The organism is Mycobacterium sp. PTI7 (assembly GCF_056679845.1).
The window spans coordinates 5155678-5170462 of the sequence record NZ_CM155252.1; the positions used below are offsets into that span (position 1 = coordinate 5155678).

Consider the following 14785-nt stretch of genomic DNA (forward strand, 5'->3'; position numbering starts at 1 on the left):
TCGGCGACTAGCGCGGGTCGGGTATCGACCGGATCGCCAAGAAACCGGTCGGCTCGCTCGTCAGACGTCGATACGCGTCGGCATTCATCGCGGCGGCCTCGGGTCGGGGCCGCGGCTCGATCAGCCGCTCGATGAGGAAGCCTGCCTCCCGGAGTTCCGCGCAGGTCTGCTCCAGCGGCGACAGCCAGTAGCGGACCTGCCAACCCCGGCTCCACACCTCCTCGACCACGCGTGCGTCGAAGTAGTTGCCACCGTGGCGCAGCCAGTCCCCGGTCGGATGCAAGCGGGAAAGGACCAGGGCCCCGCCGGGGCGAAGCACCCGTCTTAGCTCGGTGAGCGCGCCGACCCGGTCGTCTACGTACTCGAGTGCGAGCGCGAACAGCACCAGGTCGACCGACCCGTCGGGGAGCCAGACGAGCGGGTCGGCCAGATCGTGCACGCGGAACGTCCCCGCAGGGACGCGCTGCCGGCTCAGCTCGACCATGCGCGGACTGACGTCGAAGCCGATCACCGAAGCTCCCCGGGCCTCCAGTTCCGCGGCGTAGAGGCCGGGTCCGCACGCGGCGTCGAGGACGGTCCTCCCGTCGACGTCGCCGAGCAGGTCCAGGCATGCGGGGCGGTCGTAGTGCGCGTTGTATAGGCCGTCGCGTCCGTGCTCGAGGAACTCGTCGGCGAAGACGTCGTACTGCGGTTCCGGACCCACGCGATCTGGCACGGCGACTACAACGCGGCGGGCAGGCCGAACTTCTCGAACAGGCCGTCCGCGTGGAAGGCCACCACGTGCGAGACGCCGTCGGAGCGGACGGCGAGCACGTGCAGCTGGAACTCCTCGTGGCGACCGGTCTCGGGATTGCGCATGTAGAGGGCGGCCGCCGGCTGGCCGTTGGCCGTGGTCGTCAGGAATCGCATGTCGCCCGGTCCGTCGGCGGGGCAGTGCGTCTTCGACAGGGTGACGATATTCTCCGGGCCCTGGTACCAGCCATCGAACGGGGGCATCTCGAAGATGGCGTCCGCGGTGAACATCGCGACGAGCTTGTCCATGTCGTAGGTCTCGAAGGCCTCGACGTACCGGGCCAGCTGATCCTGCGCCTCGGGCGAGTCCGGCGGGGACAGGTCGTCGTCCTGCGTCGGGTGGGCAGCGTCGAGCTGCGCGCGGGCCCGCTGCAGCAGGCTGTTCACGGCGGCGGTGGAGGCGCCGATCGCCTCACCGACCTCGGAGGCCTTCCACTGCAGCACCTCGCGGAGCACCAGTACCGCCCGTTGCCGCGCCGACAGGTGCTGCAGCGCGGCCACGAAGGCCAACCGCACCGACTCGCGGGACTCGGCGATCACCGACGGGTCCGACGGATCCTCGCGCGGCGCATCGGGCAGGGGTTCGAGCCAGGTGATCTCGTGGTGCTCGGCGATGTCGGCGGTCGGATCGGAGGCAGGCGCACCGAGACCGGTGGGCAGCGGCCGGCGCTTGCGGCCGTCCAGCGAGGTCAGGCAGGTGTTGGTGGCGATCCGGTAGAGCCAGGTGCGGACCGACGAGCGGCCCTCGAAGCGGTCGTAGGACTTCCATGCCCGCAGGTAGGTCTCCTGCACCAGATCCTCCGCGTCGTGCAGGGATCCGGTCATCCGGTAGCAGTGCGCCAGCAACTCGCGCCGGTACCGCTGGGCATCGGCAAGGAACGCATCTTTGGAGTCGAACGACTCCGGGGCCAGGGATACCTCGGTGAGAACGCTCACATGCGGGAGCCTACCGAGTGCCGCCGACAAGCACCTGCGGACGACGCGGACGACGTGAAAGGTCCGACCGTTAGTCTCGCGTGATGCCCACAACCCGCGAGGAACGCAGCTTCGACGGCGTCGGAGGGGTGCGCATCGTCTACGACGTGTGGACCCCGGCACCGGAGGGCGGGAGCGGAGCGACGGGGGATTCGGCACCGGCAGCCGAGCCGCGCGGAGTGGTCGTGCTGTGTCACGGCTACGGCGAGCATGCCCGTCGTTACGACCACGTCGCCGCCCGCTTCGGCGAGGCCGGACTCGTCACCTACGCCCTGGACCAGCGCGGCCACGGCCGTTCCGGCGGCAAGCGCGTCTACCTCAAGGACATCTCGGAGTACACCGGCGACTTCGATCGCCTGGTCGGAATCGCCGCGGCCGACCATCCCCTGCTGAAGCGGATCGTGCTCGGCCACAGCATGGGCGGCGGTGTCGTGTTCGCCTACGGCGTCGACCACCCCAGTGACTACGCGGCGATGGTGCTGTCGGGCCCGGCGGTCTACGCGCAGGACGCGGTGTCGCCGGTCATGATCGCGGTCGCCAAGATCGTCGGCAGCGTCCTGCCGGGGCTGCCCGTCGAGAACCTGCCCGCCGACGCGGTGTCCCGCGACCCCGCCGTCGTCGCCGCCTACGAGGCCGACCCTTTGGTGCACCACGGCAAGCTCCCCGCCGGTATCGCGAAGGCGCTGATCGGCGTCGGCGAGTCGATGCCGCGCCGCGCGGCGGACCTCACCAAGCCACTTCTGGTGGTGCATGGCGAGCAGGACAAGCTGATCCCGGTCGCGGGAAGCCGGCGCCTGCTGGAGTGCGTCGGCCCGCTCGACGCCAACCTCAAGGTATATCCCGAGCTGTACCACGAAGTGTTCAACGAACCCGAGCGTGACCTGGTGCTCGACGACGTCGTGTCGTGGATCGAGGTTCACCTGTGATCCGCGTGGCCGCGACGCTGATGCTGCTGGTCGCACTCGTCGGCTGCTCCTCGTCGACCGCGGAGGAGCAGAAGCAGGCGTCCTCCGACGGCAGCGGGTGGGTCGACGAGGACGTCACGTTCACCGCCGACGGGTTGACCCTGCACGGCACGTACCGGCACCGCGACGACTCCGCCCCCGGGCCCGCCGCCCTGCTGATCTCGGAGAGTGGCAACACCGACCGCAATGGCGACAACTCGGTGGCCGGCCCCGTCGGCAACATGCGCCAGCTCGCGGAGTACCTGTCGGAGAAGGACGTCGCGACGCTGCGCTACGACAAGGTCGGCACCGGCAAGACCGGCCTGGGCCCGTACGCGAAGAACCCCGCCGACGTCGGCAGCGCCGTCTACACCGCGGGCGCCAAGTCGGCCGCGCGGTTCCTCGCCGGCGAGGCGCGGACCGACACGTCGCGGATCTCGTTGTACGCCTTGGGCGAGGGGACGGTGCACGCGATGGCGCTTGCCACCGACGACTCGCCCGACGCGCTGAAGGTGCACTCACTCGCCCTGTTCCAGCCGCTGTCGGGCCGCTACCTCGACATCATCACCGGCCGGGTGCGTGCCGACGTCGACTCCGCGGTGTCCTCGGGCGCCAAGACCCGCCAGCAGGGCGACGACGTGATGGCCGCGTGGGCCGCCGCGGTCGACGAGGCGCGCACCAAGGGCACCGCGCCGGCCAAGCTGCCGGAGGGCCTCAGCGCGATCCTCAACGCGGGCAACGTCAAGGCCGTCGTGGAGGCCGACGCGATCGATCCGCAGGCCCTGGCCGCGAAGATCCCGGAGGGAACGCCGGTCCTGGCCACCTGCTCGGACGCCGACGCGCAGGCCAGCTGTGCCGGTGAGAAGCCGCTCTTCGACGCGCTCGGCCGCACCGACCTCACCGTGGTTCAGCTCAAGGGCGTCAGTCACGTCCTGCGCGACGATCCGACCGACAGCGTCGCCAACTATGCGAAGCAGGATCCGCTGTCGCCGCAACTGATCACGGCACTCGACGGGTTCGTCACCAAGTAGCGCCGACTAGAATTTCGGGCGATGACGCGAACCATCGGGGACGGCGCGCACCTGTGGACGAATCCCGCACTGGGGATGGATCGTCCGATCCGGATTCGGCGCCGATGGACCAGTCGGACCCGCTCCCTAGCGTGGCGCCCATGACGAACAAGCGAGAAGCCCGTGAGTGACGACAAGATGCTGGCCCGCATCGCCGCACTCCTGCGGCAGGCCGAGAACACCGAGAACCCGCACGAGGCCGAGGCGTTCATGACGGCCGCCCAGCGGCTGGCGACCACGACGTCCATCGACCTGGCGGTGGCCCGCGCGCACTCCGCCACGCGCACCGCCGCGCAGGAACCGGTGCAGCGCACCGTCACCATCGGCAACGCCGGGTCCCGGGGATTGCGCACCTACGTCCAGCTGTTCGTCGCGATCGCGATGGCGAACGACGTGAAGTGCGACGTCGCCTCCAACTCGACGTTCGTCTACGCGCACGGCTTCGCCGAGGACATCGACGCCACCCACGCGCTCTACGCCAGCCTGGTGGTGCAGATGGTCAAGGCCGCCGACGCGTACATCGCGACCGGTCAGCACCGGCCGACGCCGACCATCACGGCCCGGCTCAACTTCCACCTCGCGTTCGGCGCGCGCATCGGACAGCGCCTCTCGGACGCGCGCGACGACGCCCAGCGGCAGGCGCGGGTGGACGCCGACGAACGGACCGGCACCGAGATCGCGTTGCGCAATAAGGACATCGAGCTGAAGTCGTTCTACCGGCAGGCGTCCAAGGCGCGCGGGACGTGGCGGGCGACGAACGCGTCGGCGGGATACTCCTCTGCGGCCAGACGGGCGGGCGACCGAGCCGGCCAGCGCGCGCGGTTGGGGCCCAGCACCGAATTCTCCGGTGCCCGCTCGGCGCTGGAGCACTGACGGGTCGCGATGGCACGCGACGCCCAGCGCTCCAAGGTCTACGCCGCGGAGGAGTTCGTGCGCACGCTGTTCGACCGCGCGTCGTCGCGTGGTACCGCCACCCTGGACTTCTTCGGCGCGGCGATGACGCTGCCGCCGGAGGCACGGTTCGCCTCGGTGGAATCGGTCCGGCGCTACGTCGACGAGGTCCTCGCGCTCGACTCGGTTCGCCGGTCGTGGCCCGAGGCCGGGCCGCTCGCCGTCCGTAGCCGACGCGGCCGCACCGCGGCGCACTACGAGCGCGTCGACGACGAGGCCACGATTGCCGTGCCGGACCAGAGCACCACGTGGGCACTGCGCGAACTCGTCGTGCTGCACGAGATCGCCCACCACCTGAGCCCGGTCGAACCGGCGCACGGGCCGGAGTTCACGTCGACGTTCTGCGCGCTGGCCGAGGCGGTGATGGGGCCCGAGGTGGCCCACGTGCTGCGCGTGGTCTACGCGAAGGAAGGTGTGCGGTAGGCGTTCTCGCCGGCGTCGACGACACTGACGAGTTGGTGACGTCGGGCCGCGCGAGGGGCTCCTCACAGGTTGGCGATATAGACAGACGCCATGGGAGCACTGGCCAAGCGGCCCGACGACGGACCCGGCGGCCGAGCACCCGCCAAGAAGGCCGCGAAGAAGGCGGTCAAGAAGGCTGCGAAGAAGGCACCGGCGAAGAAGGCGACGACGGCGCCTGCCAAGAAGGTAGCCAAGAAGGCGGTGAAGAAGGCCCCCGCGAAGGCGGCGAAGAAGGTAGCGAAGAAGGCGGCCAAGAAGTCACCGCCGACGAAGAAGGGCACGAAGACGTCTGCGGCCAAGGGTGCGTCCATGGGCCTGCCCGAATTACCCGCCGCACCAACCGATCCCTTCGAGATCCTTGGGATCCGCGGACCGCTGACGACGTCGACGCTCAAGCGGGCATGGCGCGAGTACGCGGCCAGGCACCATCCCGATCAGGGCGGTGACCCGGCGACGTTCTCGAGGGGCCGCGGCGCCTTCGAGGCGCTGCGCGACCAGGTGGACGCGACGTGAGCGCGCCCGTGTCGACCCCGTCGACGCAGTCGCTGCGCGCACTCGACGCGTTGAACTTCTTCCTGGCCGACGTCCGCGACGGACTGGGCCCGTACCTCGCGATCTACCTGCTCGCCGTCCGCGGCCCCGACAACGGTTGGAATGAGGCGACCGTCGGCGGCGTCATCACCACGGCCGGAATTGTCGGCCTGCTGTTCCAGACACCGCTCGGCGCCCTCGTCGACCGGGTGGTGCGCCGTCGGCTCGTCGTCGTGGTCGCGGCCTCGGCGGTCACCGTCAGCTGTCTGCTGCTGCCCTTCGTCAGCGGCTTCGCGCTGGTCACGGCGACGCAGTCGATCGCGTCGATCGCGGGTGCGGCGGTGGCACCGGCGATCTCGGCGATCACGCTCGGCCTGGTCGGACCCAAGATGTTCTCGCCGCGGATCGGTCGCAACGAGGCGTTCAACCACGCCGGGAACGCCGCCTCCGCCGGTATCGCGGCAGGGTTGGCGTACTTCTTCGGCCCGGTGGTCGTGTTCTGGATGATGGGCGTCCTGGCGCTGTGCAGCGTGGCGTCGACCCTGAAGATCCGCGCCGGGGAAATCGACGAGCGGCAGGCCCGCGGGCTCACCGACTCGACGCCGGACGAGGGCGGCAGCGGCGCGAGCGGCTTCCGCGCCCTGCTGACCAACCGTTCGCTGCTGATCTTCGCGGTGATCGCGTTCACCTTCCACCTCTCGAACGCGGCGATGCTGACCTCGGTGAGCCAGCTCCTGACCAGGGTGGTCGGGAAAGACAGCGCCACCTCGCTGGTCGCGCTGTGCGTGCTCGCCGCGCAGCTGGTAATGATCCCGGTGGCGATCGTCGTCGGACGCAAGGCCGACGTGTGGGGCCGAAAACCGATCTTCCTGACCGCGTTCGTCGTCCTGGCGGTGCGCGGCGTCCTCTACACGGTGTCCGACAACGGGGTGTGGCTGCTGATTGTGCAGGCACTCGACGGCATCGGGGCGGGCATCTTTGGCGCGCTGTTCCCCGTCGTCATCGCCGACCTGACCCGCGGCACCGGTCGCTTCAACGTGGCGCAGGGCGCCGTGGCGACCACGCAGGGGCTCGGCGGCGCGCTGAGCGCGGGCATGGCCGGCGCGATCATCGTGACGCTCGGCTACAACGTGGCGTTCTGGACCCTGGCCGGCATCGCGGTCGTCGGGCTCGTCCTCTACGCCACCCTCATGCCGGAGACGAAGGAGTCGTCCGGCGAGGAGTTCCTACCCGCCAAGGAAGGCGTGGGGTAGCAGAGCGCCGGTTAACGTGGGTCTGGTGAACGAGCCGGACCCCATCGCCCTGGACGCCATGTTCGGCCGCCTGCTGCGGACCGAGGACGACGCGCTGGCTGCGGCGCGCGAGGCGGCCGACGCCGCAGGCATGCCCCGCATCGAGGTGTCGGCTCAGCACGCGAAGTTGCTCACGCTGCTGGCGACAGTGTCGCGGGCCGAGAGCGTGCTCGAGATCGGCACGCTCGGCGGCTACAGCACGATCGCACTCGCGCGTGGCGTCGGGCCCGGCGGCACGGTCGTCACGCTGGAGTACGACCAGAGCCACGCCGACGTCGCGCGCCGAAATCTCGACCGCGCGGACGTCGGCGAGCGGGTGGAGATCATCGTCGGCGCAGCGCTCGACACCCTGCCGCGACTGGTAGGCCGGGGCGACCGGTTCGACTTCTTCTTCATCGACGCCGACAAGGAGAACAACTCCGCCTACGTCGACTACGCGGTGACGCTGGCCAACCCCGGGGCGCTGATCGTCGTCGACAACATCGCACGGATGGGACGCGTGCTGGACCCCGCGCCCGACGATCTGCAGGCACGGGCGGTGCACGACATGTTCGTCATGATGGGCGAGCACCCGCGCCTCGACACCGCCGCGATCCAGACGGTAGGCACCAAGGGCTGGGACGGGTTCGCGGTCGCGCGGGTGACGTAGCGCGAAAGATCAACCGGCGGGCAGCAATTCGTCGGCGGCGGGCGTCATCGAGCCCACGGCCTCGGACAGTGCGCCGGACGTCGCCTGCTCCGTCATCCCGAGGTGCTCGGAGGCCTGCGTGACCGTCATGCCGCGGTAGTAGGTCAGTTCGACGCACTTGCGCTGCACGGCGGACAGCGACTCCATCGCGGGGGCACCGTCCGAACCGCGGGCGTCGACGGTCTCGTCGTCGCGGGCGTCGGTCACGGCCATCTGGTGAGCGAGCGTGATCAGCCAGGCGCCGGGGGAGAACACGTCGGGGTCGAAGTCGGCGGCGGTGTTCCACACTTCGAGGTAGATGCGCTCCATCAGCGCCTCGCGACGCACGCGATCGGGTACGAGGTTGCCGATGACGCCGAACACCCGCGCCGAGGTGCGGTCGTAGAACTTCAGGAGGGCTTCGGAGTTGCCTCGGGCGATGCCCTCGAGCAGTGAAGTCAGGTTCGCGTCCACTGGTGTCGCCGTTCTCTCAGCGTTGTCGTGCCGCCGGACGCTCGCGTACCGGCAGAGACTTGTTACCCGTTTGCCCGTGTGGGAAAACCCCGTGGACGTTTGCCGCCGTCCCGCCCAGGGCATGGACGAGCAGTGGGCATCTCACTCAAGGGCACTGACATCGCGGTCGATCGCGTCATCGCCGCTCCTCCCCAGACCGTGTGGGACATCCTCACCGATCTCGAGGCGTGGCCCAGGTGGGGTGCGACCGTCAGCGCGGCGCAGCTGGACGAGGGCGAGCTGCTGACGCTCGGCTCGACGGGTCTGGTGTGGACGCCGGTGGGCGTGCCGCTGAAGTTCACCATCGACGGGTTCGTGCCCGGCCGGTCGTGGAGCTGGCGGGTCGCCGGCGTGCCCGCGACCAAGCACGGCGTCGACCCCGAGGGCGACGGGTGCCGCGCCTGGATGACCGCGCCGCTGTGGGCGCCGGCCTATCTCCCGGTCCTCGCCAACGCGCTGTCGCGCATCGACGCGATGGCGACCGCCTAGCCCCGCGAACGTGGAGTACCGCCACGCTGTTCGCGAAAAAGCGTGGCGGTAACCAACGTTCGGCGGTACGGGCGAGCTAGCTGCAGACCGCGCCCGTCGCCGCCGAGTGCACCAGCTTCGTGTACTTGGCGAGCACGCCCGTCGTGTAGACGGGGGGCAGCGGCTCGAAGCCGACCTTGCGGGACTCGAGTTCGTCGGCGTCGACCAGCAGGTCGAGCGTGCCCTTGCCGACGTCGAGCCGGATTCGGTCGCCGTCGCGTACGAACGCGATGGGTCCGCCGTCGACGGCCTCGGGCGCCACGTGGCCCACGCAGAGGCCGGTGGTGCCACCGGAGAAGCGGCCGTCGGTCATCAGCAGCACGTCCTTGCCGAGACCCGCGCCCTTGATCGCCCCGGTGATGGCGAGCATCTCGCGCATGCCGGGACCGCCCTTGGGGCCCTCGTAGCGGATGACGACGACGTCGCCGCCCGTGATGGTGCCGTCCTCGAGCGCGTCGAGTGCGGCGCGCTCGCGCTCGAAGACCCGTGCGGTGCCCTCGAACACGTCGGAGTCGAAGCCCGCGGACTTGACCACGGCGCCCTCGGGGGCCAGCGATCCGTGCAGGATCGTGATGCCGCCGGTGGGGTGGATCGGCGACGTCAGGGCGCGCAGCACCTTGCCGTCGGGATCGGGCGGGGCGATGTCGGCGAGGTTCTCGGCCATGGTCCGGCCCGTGACGGTGAGGCAGTCGCCGTGCAGCAGCCCGGCGTCGAGCAGTGCCTTCATGACAACGGGGACGCCGCCGATGCGGTCGACGTCGAACATGACGTGCTTGCCGAACGGCTTCACGTCGGCGAGGTGCGGCACCTTGGCGCCGACGCGGGTGAAGTCGGCGAGGGTGAGTTCGACACCCGCCTCCCAGGCGATCGCGAGCAGGTGCAGCACGGCGTTGGTGGAGCCGCCGAACGCCATGACGACGGCGATGGCGTTCTCGAACGCCTCCTTGGTCATGATGTCGCGGGCGGTGATGCCGCGCTTGAGCAGCTCGACGACGGCCTCGCCGCTGGCCCGGGCGTAGCCGTCGCGGCGACGGTCGCTGGCGGGCGGGGCGGCGGACCCGGGCAGGGACATGCCCAGCGCCTCGGCGGCCGAGGCCATGGTGTTGGCGGTGTACATGCCGCCACAGGCGCCCTCGCCCGGACAGATGGCGCGCTCGATGATGTCGACGTCCTCACGCGACATGAGCCCGCGGGCGCAGGCGCCGACGGCCTCGAACGCGTCGATGATCGTGACGTCGCGCTCGGTGCCGTCGGTCAGCGTGGCCTTGCCGGGCATGATCGAGCCGGCGTAGAGGAACACGCTCGCCAGGTCCAGGCGGGCCGCGGCCATCAGCATGCCGGGCAGCGACTTGTCGCAGCCGGCGAGCAGCACGGAACCGTCGAGGCGCTCGGCCATCATGACGGTCTCGACGCTGTCTGCGATCACCTCGCGGCTGACGAGGGAGAAGTGCATGCCCTCGTGGCCCATCGAGATGCCGTCGGACACCGAGATCGTGCCGAACTCCATGGGGAAGCCGCCGGCGGCGTGCACGCCGTCCTTGACGGACTTCGCCAGCCGGTCCAGCGACAGGTTGCACGGGGTGATCTCGTTCCACGACGACGCGACGCCGATCTGCGACTTCACCCAGTCGTCGTCACCCATGCCCACCGCGCGGAGCATGCCGCGGGCGGCCGTCTTCTCGAGGCCGTCGGTGACGTCGCGGCTCCGGGGCTTGACGTCATGTGTGGTGGTTGCGTCGGTGGGACCTGAGGGCATGCGCTCGATTATGCGCCTGACCGGTTAGGTGACCAAAACGCTTTTAATACCCCATGGGGGTATCGGGTACAGTGGGCCGGGTGAAGACGCCGCTGACCCGCCTCCTTGCCCTCGCGGCCGCGTTCGCCGCGGTCCTGTTCGTCTCGGGCTGTACCGAGACGCCCGCGTCCGACGGTCACACCGATCACGCGCACGATTCGTCGGAGGCCGGCGGTCAACCGGCGTCGCACAACGACGCCGACGTGGCGTTCGCCAAGGACATGATCCCGCACCACGAGCAGGCCGTGGAGATGTCTGCACTCGTCCCCGATCGCTCGTCGGATCCGGCGGTCGTCGAGATCGCCGCCGCCATCTCGAAGGCCCAGGAGCCCGAGGTCGGTCAGATGCAGGCGTTCCTGAAGGAGTGGACCGGCAGCTCGGAGACCGGGCACGAAGGCCACGACATGGGCGCGATGAACATGCAGGGAATGGTCGATGGGGCCACGATGGAGAAGCTGGAGACGCTGAAGGGCGCCGACTTCGACACGCTGTGGCTGCAGTCGATGATCGGCCATCACGAGGGGGCCATCGCCATGGCCAAGACGGAGATCGCCGAAGGTGCCAACGCCGACGCCAAGGAACTCGCCGAAGAGATCATCGATGCCCAGCAGTCGGAGATCACCCAGATGAAGTCGATGTTGGGAGGCTGACGTGACCGAGGCCGACATGGTCGAGGCGAATGAGACTGCACTGCATGGCTATTCGCCGAACAAGGACAACTACGCGAAGCGCCTGCGGCGGATCGAGGGGCAGGTCCGGGGCATCGCGAAGATGATCGAGGACGACAAGTACTGCATCGACGTGCTGACCCAGATCAGCGCCGTCAACAGCGCGCTGCAGTCCGTGGCGCTGGGGCTGCTCGACGAGCACCTCGGACACTGCGTCTCGCACGCCGTCGCCGAGGGCGGTGACGAGGCGGAGCGCAAGCTGGCCGAGGCGTCGGCCGCCATCGCCCGACTGGTGCGTTCCTGATCCGCGTCGTCCCCGCGACGGTCCCGGCTCTGGAGGCCCTGCATCGCGGCGGGGACGAGTTCGCCGCGCTGGTGGGCAGTCCCGCACCGGCGGGCTGGCCGGAGTCCGACGGGGCAGTCGAGTTCGGCCTCGACACGCTGCGCAAGCGACCCGACGAGGCCGGGTGGTGGTTGCACCTCTTCTTCGACGACGGCGTCCTGGTCGGCTCGGGCGGGTTCGTCGGTCCACCCGACGACGGGGTGGTCGAGATCGGCTACGAGATCGCGCCTGCCTTCCGTGGCTGTGGCCGCGCCACCGGCGCCGCCCGCGCACTGGTCGCCACGGCCCACGCCGAGACCGAGGTACACACCGTGCTCGCGCACACCTCGGCGCGCCGGAGTGCGTCGACGTCGGTGCTCGAACGGGCCGGGTTCGCGTTCGTGGGCGAGTTTCCCGACGAGGAGGAGGGCGCAGTATGGCGCTGGGAGTGCGTCGATCCGGCCGCTCGCTGAGCCCGGTCTCAGCGGCGCAGACGTAACGGAACCCGCGCGTCCGTCGAACTACACAGCAGATCAGCGACGTCTTCTGGCCCGATTCCGCACGTCTGGACGGGTGTCCAGGGGTCGTCGCCGGCAGGGATGGATGCCGGCGCTGTGACACACTGGGGTCAGATTTTGGGTTATGGAGGTGGCGCAATGCCGCAAGGAACGTCGTACGGATTGCCGACGAAGGCTCTCAAGAAACTGGGCATCGCGGTCGTCGCCGGTGTGCTGGTCGGCGGCATGGCCGTCGGCAGCCCGTCGGCCTCGGCGGAGCCCGCACCCGACCCCGCGGTCATCGACGCGCCACCTGCGCCCGCGCCGCCGCCACCGTTCCAGATGCCGCGGATGCCCTGGGATCCGCCGTTGGCGCCGGCTGCCGACCCGCTGGCGCCCGTCGATCCGATGGTGCCCGCCGCCCCGGCGACCCCGGTCAACAACTACGGCGCACCGGCCGCGGTCCCTGAGGGCACGCCCGCCGGCCAGAACCCGCTGCCCTACACGGGTGAGCCGGTGTTCGCGCCGCCGACGTTCAACCCGGTCAACGGGTCGATGGTCGGTGTCGCCAAGCCGATCTACATCAACTTCGCCCGGCCGATCGCCGATCGTGCGATGGCCGAGCAGGCCGTCCACATCTCGTCGAGCCCGGCGGTGCCCGGTCGCTTCTACTGGACCAGCGACACGCAGCTCCGGTGGCGCCCGATCGACTTCTGGCCCGCCAACACGACGGTCAACATCGACGCCGGCGGCACGAAGTCGAGCTTCCGCACCGGTGACTACCTCGTGGCCACGGTCGACGACGCGACGCACCAGATGGAGATCCGTCGTAACGGCCAGCTCGAGAAGACCTTCCCGGTGTCGATGGGCAAGGAAGACGGCAAGCACGAGACCAAGAACGGCACCTACTACGTGCTTGAGCGCTTCGCCGACATCGTGATGGACTCGTCCACCTACGGCGTCCCGGTGAACTCGTCGGAGGGCTACAAGCTGAAGGTGCAGGACGCGGTCCGCATCGACAACAGCGGCATCTTCGTGCACGGCGCGCCGTGGTCGGTCGGTGACCAGGGCAAGCGCAACGTGAGCCACGGCTGCATCAACCTCAGCGCGGCCAACGCCCAGTGGTTCTACGACAACTTCGGCAGCGGCGACCCCGTCGTCATCAAGAACTCCGTCGGCCTCTACAACCAGCCCGACGGCGCGTCGGATTGGCAGATGTTCTAGAGCCCTCGAGGCTGCAACGGCGCTGAGTCGGCCACCGGATTCCGGTGGCCGGCTCAGCGCTTTTGTGCGACCGGACACTTGTCGGTGGTCGAATGTATGTTCGAATCATGCAGGCGGATGAGGTCCAGGATGTGATGTCTCAGGACATGGGTGACAGTTCTGTGTCAGGACATCGGTGACAGTTGGTGTGTCAGGACTTCGGTGACGGTCCGGTGGTTGTGGGGTGTGGGCCGCGGGGTCGTCCGTTGCCGACGTAGGTGATCCCGGGTGCGGGCCGGGTGTGTTCGATGAGGACTTCGCCGTCGAGATCGGCCGCGATGATGTTGTCGCCGTCGATGACGACCAGGATCTGCTCGAAGCTGCGTCGTCCATCGACTTTGTAGGTGACGCCGGCGAGGACGAAGGCACCGGCGGTGTTGAGGGTCTTGACCGAGGTTCCGTGGGGGAGGTCGGCGGGCGCTGGTGCGGGCCGGTGTGGCTTGACTACGGCATGGTCGAAGGACAAAGGGGCGGGCTTGGGGTGAGGCGCTGGCGCTTTCGGGGTGGCTTCCCATGCCGTGCGGGGAGTGACGCGTCCCGGTAGCCCTTGGTGGGGGCGCTCGGTGTTGTAGATGTGGTCGAAGGCGTCGACGTGGTGTTGGAGTTCGGTCAGCGACTCGGCGATGGGCTGCTTGTCGAGGTAGCGGAACAGGGTTTGGTGGAACCGTTCGTTCTTTCCTTGGGTGGTCGGCTTGTAGGGCTTGCCGGTGATCGCCTCCACGCCCAGGGCAGCCAGATGGGTGACGAGTTGGCCGACGTGCCCGCGGCGCGACGGGTTCAATGCATGTCCGTTGTCGGACAACAGTCGTTGTGGCACTCCATGTTCGGCGATGGCCTTGTCGACCACGGCGATCGCCGCCGTGGCGGTCTCGCTGAGTGCGACGTGGGAGGCGAGCGCGTAGCGGGAGTGGTCATCGAGGAGCTGAAAGATCACGCACCGCCGCCCACCGCTCAACACGTACTCGGTGGCGTCGAGTTGCCAGCATGCATTGGGGGCCGGATAGACGAACCGGCGCCACGCCGAGCGGGGCTTCTTCTTCGGCTCGAGGCGAGCCACGCCGGCCTCACGGAACACCCGCGCCAACGACGCCGTGGACGGGACCTGCTCTAGGCCCATCGCGTGCATCTTGTCGTGCACACTGATCGGCCCGTGATCCAGCCCGGTGGCCTCCAGCGCGGCGCGTACCGCAAGGGCCTGGTCCTTGGCCTCGTCACTCAACTTCGACGGGCTCGACTTCGGTCGCCGCGTCCTGGGTTCGAGTACCGCTGCCGGCCCGTCGGTCGCCGCACGCTTGCGCAACTCGTAGAACGATTTACGAGAGATTCCGTACTCGGCACAGAAGGTCGACACCGCACCCCGAGGAGCGTCATCGGGCCACTGCGAGATCGCCAGACGGACCAAAGGATCGATCGGTTCATTGACAGCCACCACCGAAGCCTTGGCGCACGAGTGTCACCACCAAGACCAATAGAACTGTCACCGATGTCCTGATGCAGAACTGTCACCGATGTCTT

At 69.2% G+C, this 14785-nt stretch carries 17 protein-coding genes; 12 read left to right on the forward strand and 5 right to left on the reverse strand.

Annotation, left to right across the window (positions count from 1 at the left end):
• Window positions 1–7: 7 nt before the first annotated feature.
• Both AC1MEY_RS24865 and AC1MEY_RS24870 read right to left on the reverse strand, forming a co-directional pair.
• Window positions 8–715: a class I SAM-dependent methyltransferase gene (locus AC1MEY_RS24865; RefSeq protein WP_480228020.1), complete on the reverse strand. Its 708-nt coding sequence runs from the start codon at window positions 713–715 to the stop codon at window positions 8–10.
• Between the two features lie 5 nt (window positions 716–720).
• The gene (locus AC1MEY_RS24870) at window positions 721–1728 is read right to left on the reverse strand and encodes a sigma-70 family RNA polymerase sigma factor (protein ID WP_480228021.1); all 1008 of its coding nucleotides are present in this window, start codon (window positions 1726–1728) and stop codon (window positions 721–723) included.
• Between the two features lie 83 nt (window positions 1729–1811).
• Between AC1MEY_RS24870 and AC1MEY_RS24875 the strand changes: the two genes are divergently transcribed.
• The 7 genes from AC1MEY_RS24875 to AC1MEY_RS24905 all read left to right on the forward strand — a co-directional run bounded on the left by AC1MEY_RS24875 (window position 1812) and on the right by AC1MEY_RS24905 (window position 7666).
• Window positions 1812–2693, forward strand: a complete 882-nt coding sequence (locus tag AC1MEY_RS24875; protein WP_480228022.1) for an alpha/beta hydrolase — start codon at window positions 1812–1814, stop codon at window positions 2691–2693.
• Window positions 2694–2713: 20 nt separating this feature from the next.
• Complete coding sequence (locus AC1MEY_RS24880) at window positions 2714–3742, forward strand: alpha/beta hydrolase family protein (protein WP_480231658.1); 1029 nt, start codon at window positions 2714–2716, stop codon at window positions 3740–3742.
• 162 nt (window positions 3743–3904) lie between these two features.
• Window positions 3905–4654, forward strand: coding sequence for a DUF2786 domain-containing protein (locus AC1MEY_RS24885; RefSeq protein WP_480228023.1), 750 nt, complete (start codon window positions 3905–3907; stop codon window positions 4652–4654).
• A gap of 9 nt (window positions 4655–4663) precedes the next feature.
• On the forward strand, window positions 4664–5155 hold the full coding sequence (locus AC1MEY_RS24890) for a TIGR04338 family metallohydrolase (RefSeq protein WP_480228024.1): 492 nt from the start codon (window positions 4664–4666) through the stop codon (window positions 5153–5155).
• 90 nt (window positions 5156–5245) lie between these two features.
• Window positions 5246–5707, forward strand: coding sequence for a hypothetical protein (locus tag AC1MEY_RS24895; RefSeq protein WP_480228025.1), 462 nt, complete (start codon window positions 5246–5248; stop codon window positions 5705–5707).
• Window positions 5704–6978 (forward strand): MFS transporter, encoded by a 1275-nt coding sequence (locus AC1MEY_RS24900; protein ID WP_480228026.1) that lies wholly within the window; start codon window positions 5704–5706, stop codon window positions 6976–6978. The genes AC1MEY_RS24895 and AC1MEY_RS24900 overlap by 4 nt, the downstream gene beginning before the upstream one ends.
• Window positions 6979–7036: 58 nt before the next feature.
• Window positions 7037–7666, forward strand: coding sequence for an O-methyltransferase (locus AC1MEY_RS24905; RefSeq protein WP_480231659.1), 630 nt, complete (start codon window positions 7037–7039; stop codon window positions 7664–7666).
• Between the two features lie 9 nt (window positions 7667–7675).
• On the opposite strand, the gene AC1MEY_RS24910 is transcribed toward AC1MEY_RS24905, so the two are convergent.
• The gene (locus AC1MEY_RS24910) at window positions 7676–8158 is read right to left on the reverse strand and encodes a sigma factor-like helix-turn-helix DNA-binding protein (RefSeq protein ID WP_480228027.1); all 483 of its coding nucleotides are present in this window, start codon (window positions 8156–8158) and stop codon (window positions 7676–7678) included.
• A gap of 132 nt (window positions 8159–8290) precedes the next feature.
• On the opposite strand from AC1MEY_RS24910, the gene AC1MEY_RS24915 reads away from it, so the two are divergent.
• Window positions 8291–8686 carry an SRPBCC family protein gene (locus tag AC1MEY_RS24915; RefSeq protein WP_480228028.1) on the forward strand — a complete coding sequence of 132 codons (396 nt, stop codon included), beginning with the start codon at window positions 8291–8293 and terminating at the stop codon, window positions 8684–8686.
• 76 nt (window positions 8687–8762) lie between these two features.
• Here AC1MEY_RS24915 and ilvD read toward each other — a convergent pair whose 3' ends face one another.
• Window positions 8763–10481, reverse strand: a complete 1719-nt coding sequence (ilvD, locus tag AC1MEY_RS24920; RefSeq protein ID WP_480228029.1) for a dihydroxy-acid dehydratase — start codon at window positions 10479–10481, stop codon at window positions 8763–8765.
• Window positions 10482–10561: 80 nt separating this feature from the next.
• On the opposite strand from ilvD, the gene AC1MEY_RS24925 reads away from it, so the two are divergent.
• The 4 genes from AC1MEY_RS24925 to AC1MEY_RS24940 all read left to right on the forward strand — a co-directional run bounded on the left by AC1MEY_RS24925 (window position 10562) and on the right by AC1MEY_RS24940 (window position 13231).
• Window positions 10562–11170: a DUF305 domain-containing protein gene (locus AC1MEY_RS24925; RefSeq protein WP_480228030.1), complete on the forward strand. Its 609-nt coding sequence runs from the start codon at window positions 10562–10564 to the stop codon at window positions 11168–11170.
• Window positions 11171–11186: 16 nt separating this feature from the next.
• Window positions 11187–11492: a copper-sensing transcriptional repressor RicR gene (ricR, locus tag AC1MEY_RS24930; protein WP_480231660.1), complete on the forward strand. Its 306-nt coding sequence runs from the start codon at window positions 11187–11189 to the stop codon at window positions 11490–11492.
• Between the two features lie 71 nt (window positions 11493–11563).
• The gene (locus tag AC1MEY_RS24935) at window positions 11564–11983 is read left to right on the forward strand and encodes a GNAT family N-acetyltransferase (protein WP_480228031.1); all 420 of its coding nucleotides are present in this window, start codon (window positions 11564–11566) and stop codon (window positions 11981–11983) included.
• A gap of 183 nt (window positions 11984–12166) precedes the next feature.
• Window positions 12167–13231 carry a L,D-transpeptidase gene (locus tag AC1MEY_RS24940; protein WP_480228032.1) on the forward strand — a complete coding sequence of 355 codons (1065 nt, stop codon included), beginning with the start codon at window positions 12167–12169 and terminating at the stop codon, window positions 13229–13231.
• Between the two features lie 190 nt (window positions 13232–13421).
• On the opposite strand, the gene AC1MEY_RS24945 is transcribed toward AC1MEY_RS24940, so the two are convergent.
• Entirely contained in the window at window positions 13422–14702 is a 1281-nt protein-coding gene (locus AC1MEY_RS24945) for an integrase core domain-containing protein (protein WP_480228033.1), read from the reverse strand.
• Window positions 14703–14785: the final 83 nt, after the last annotated feature.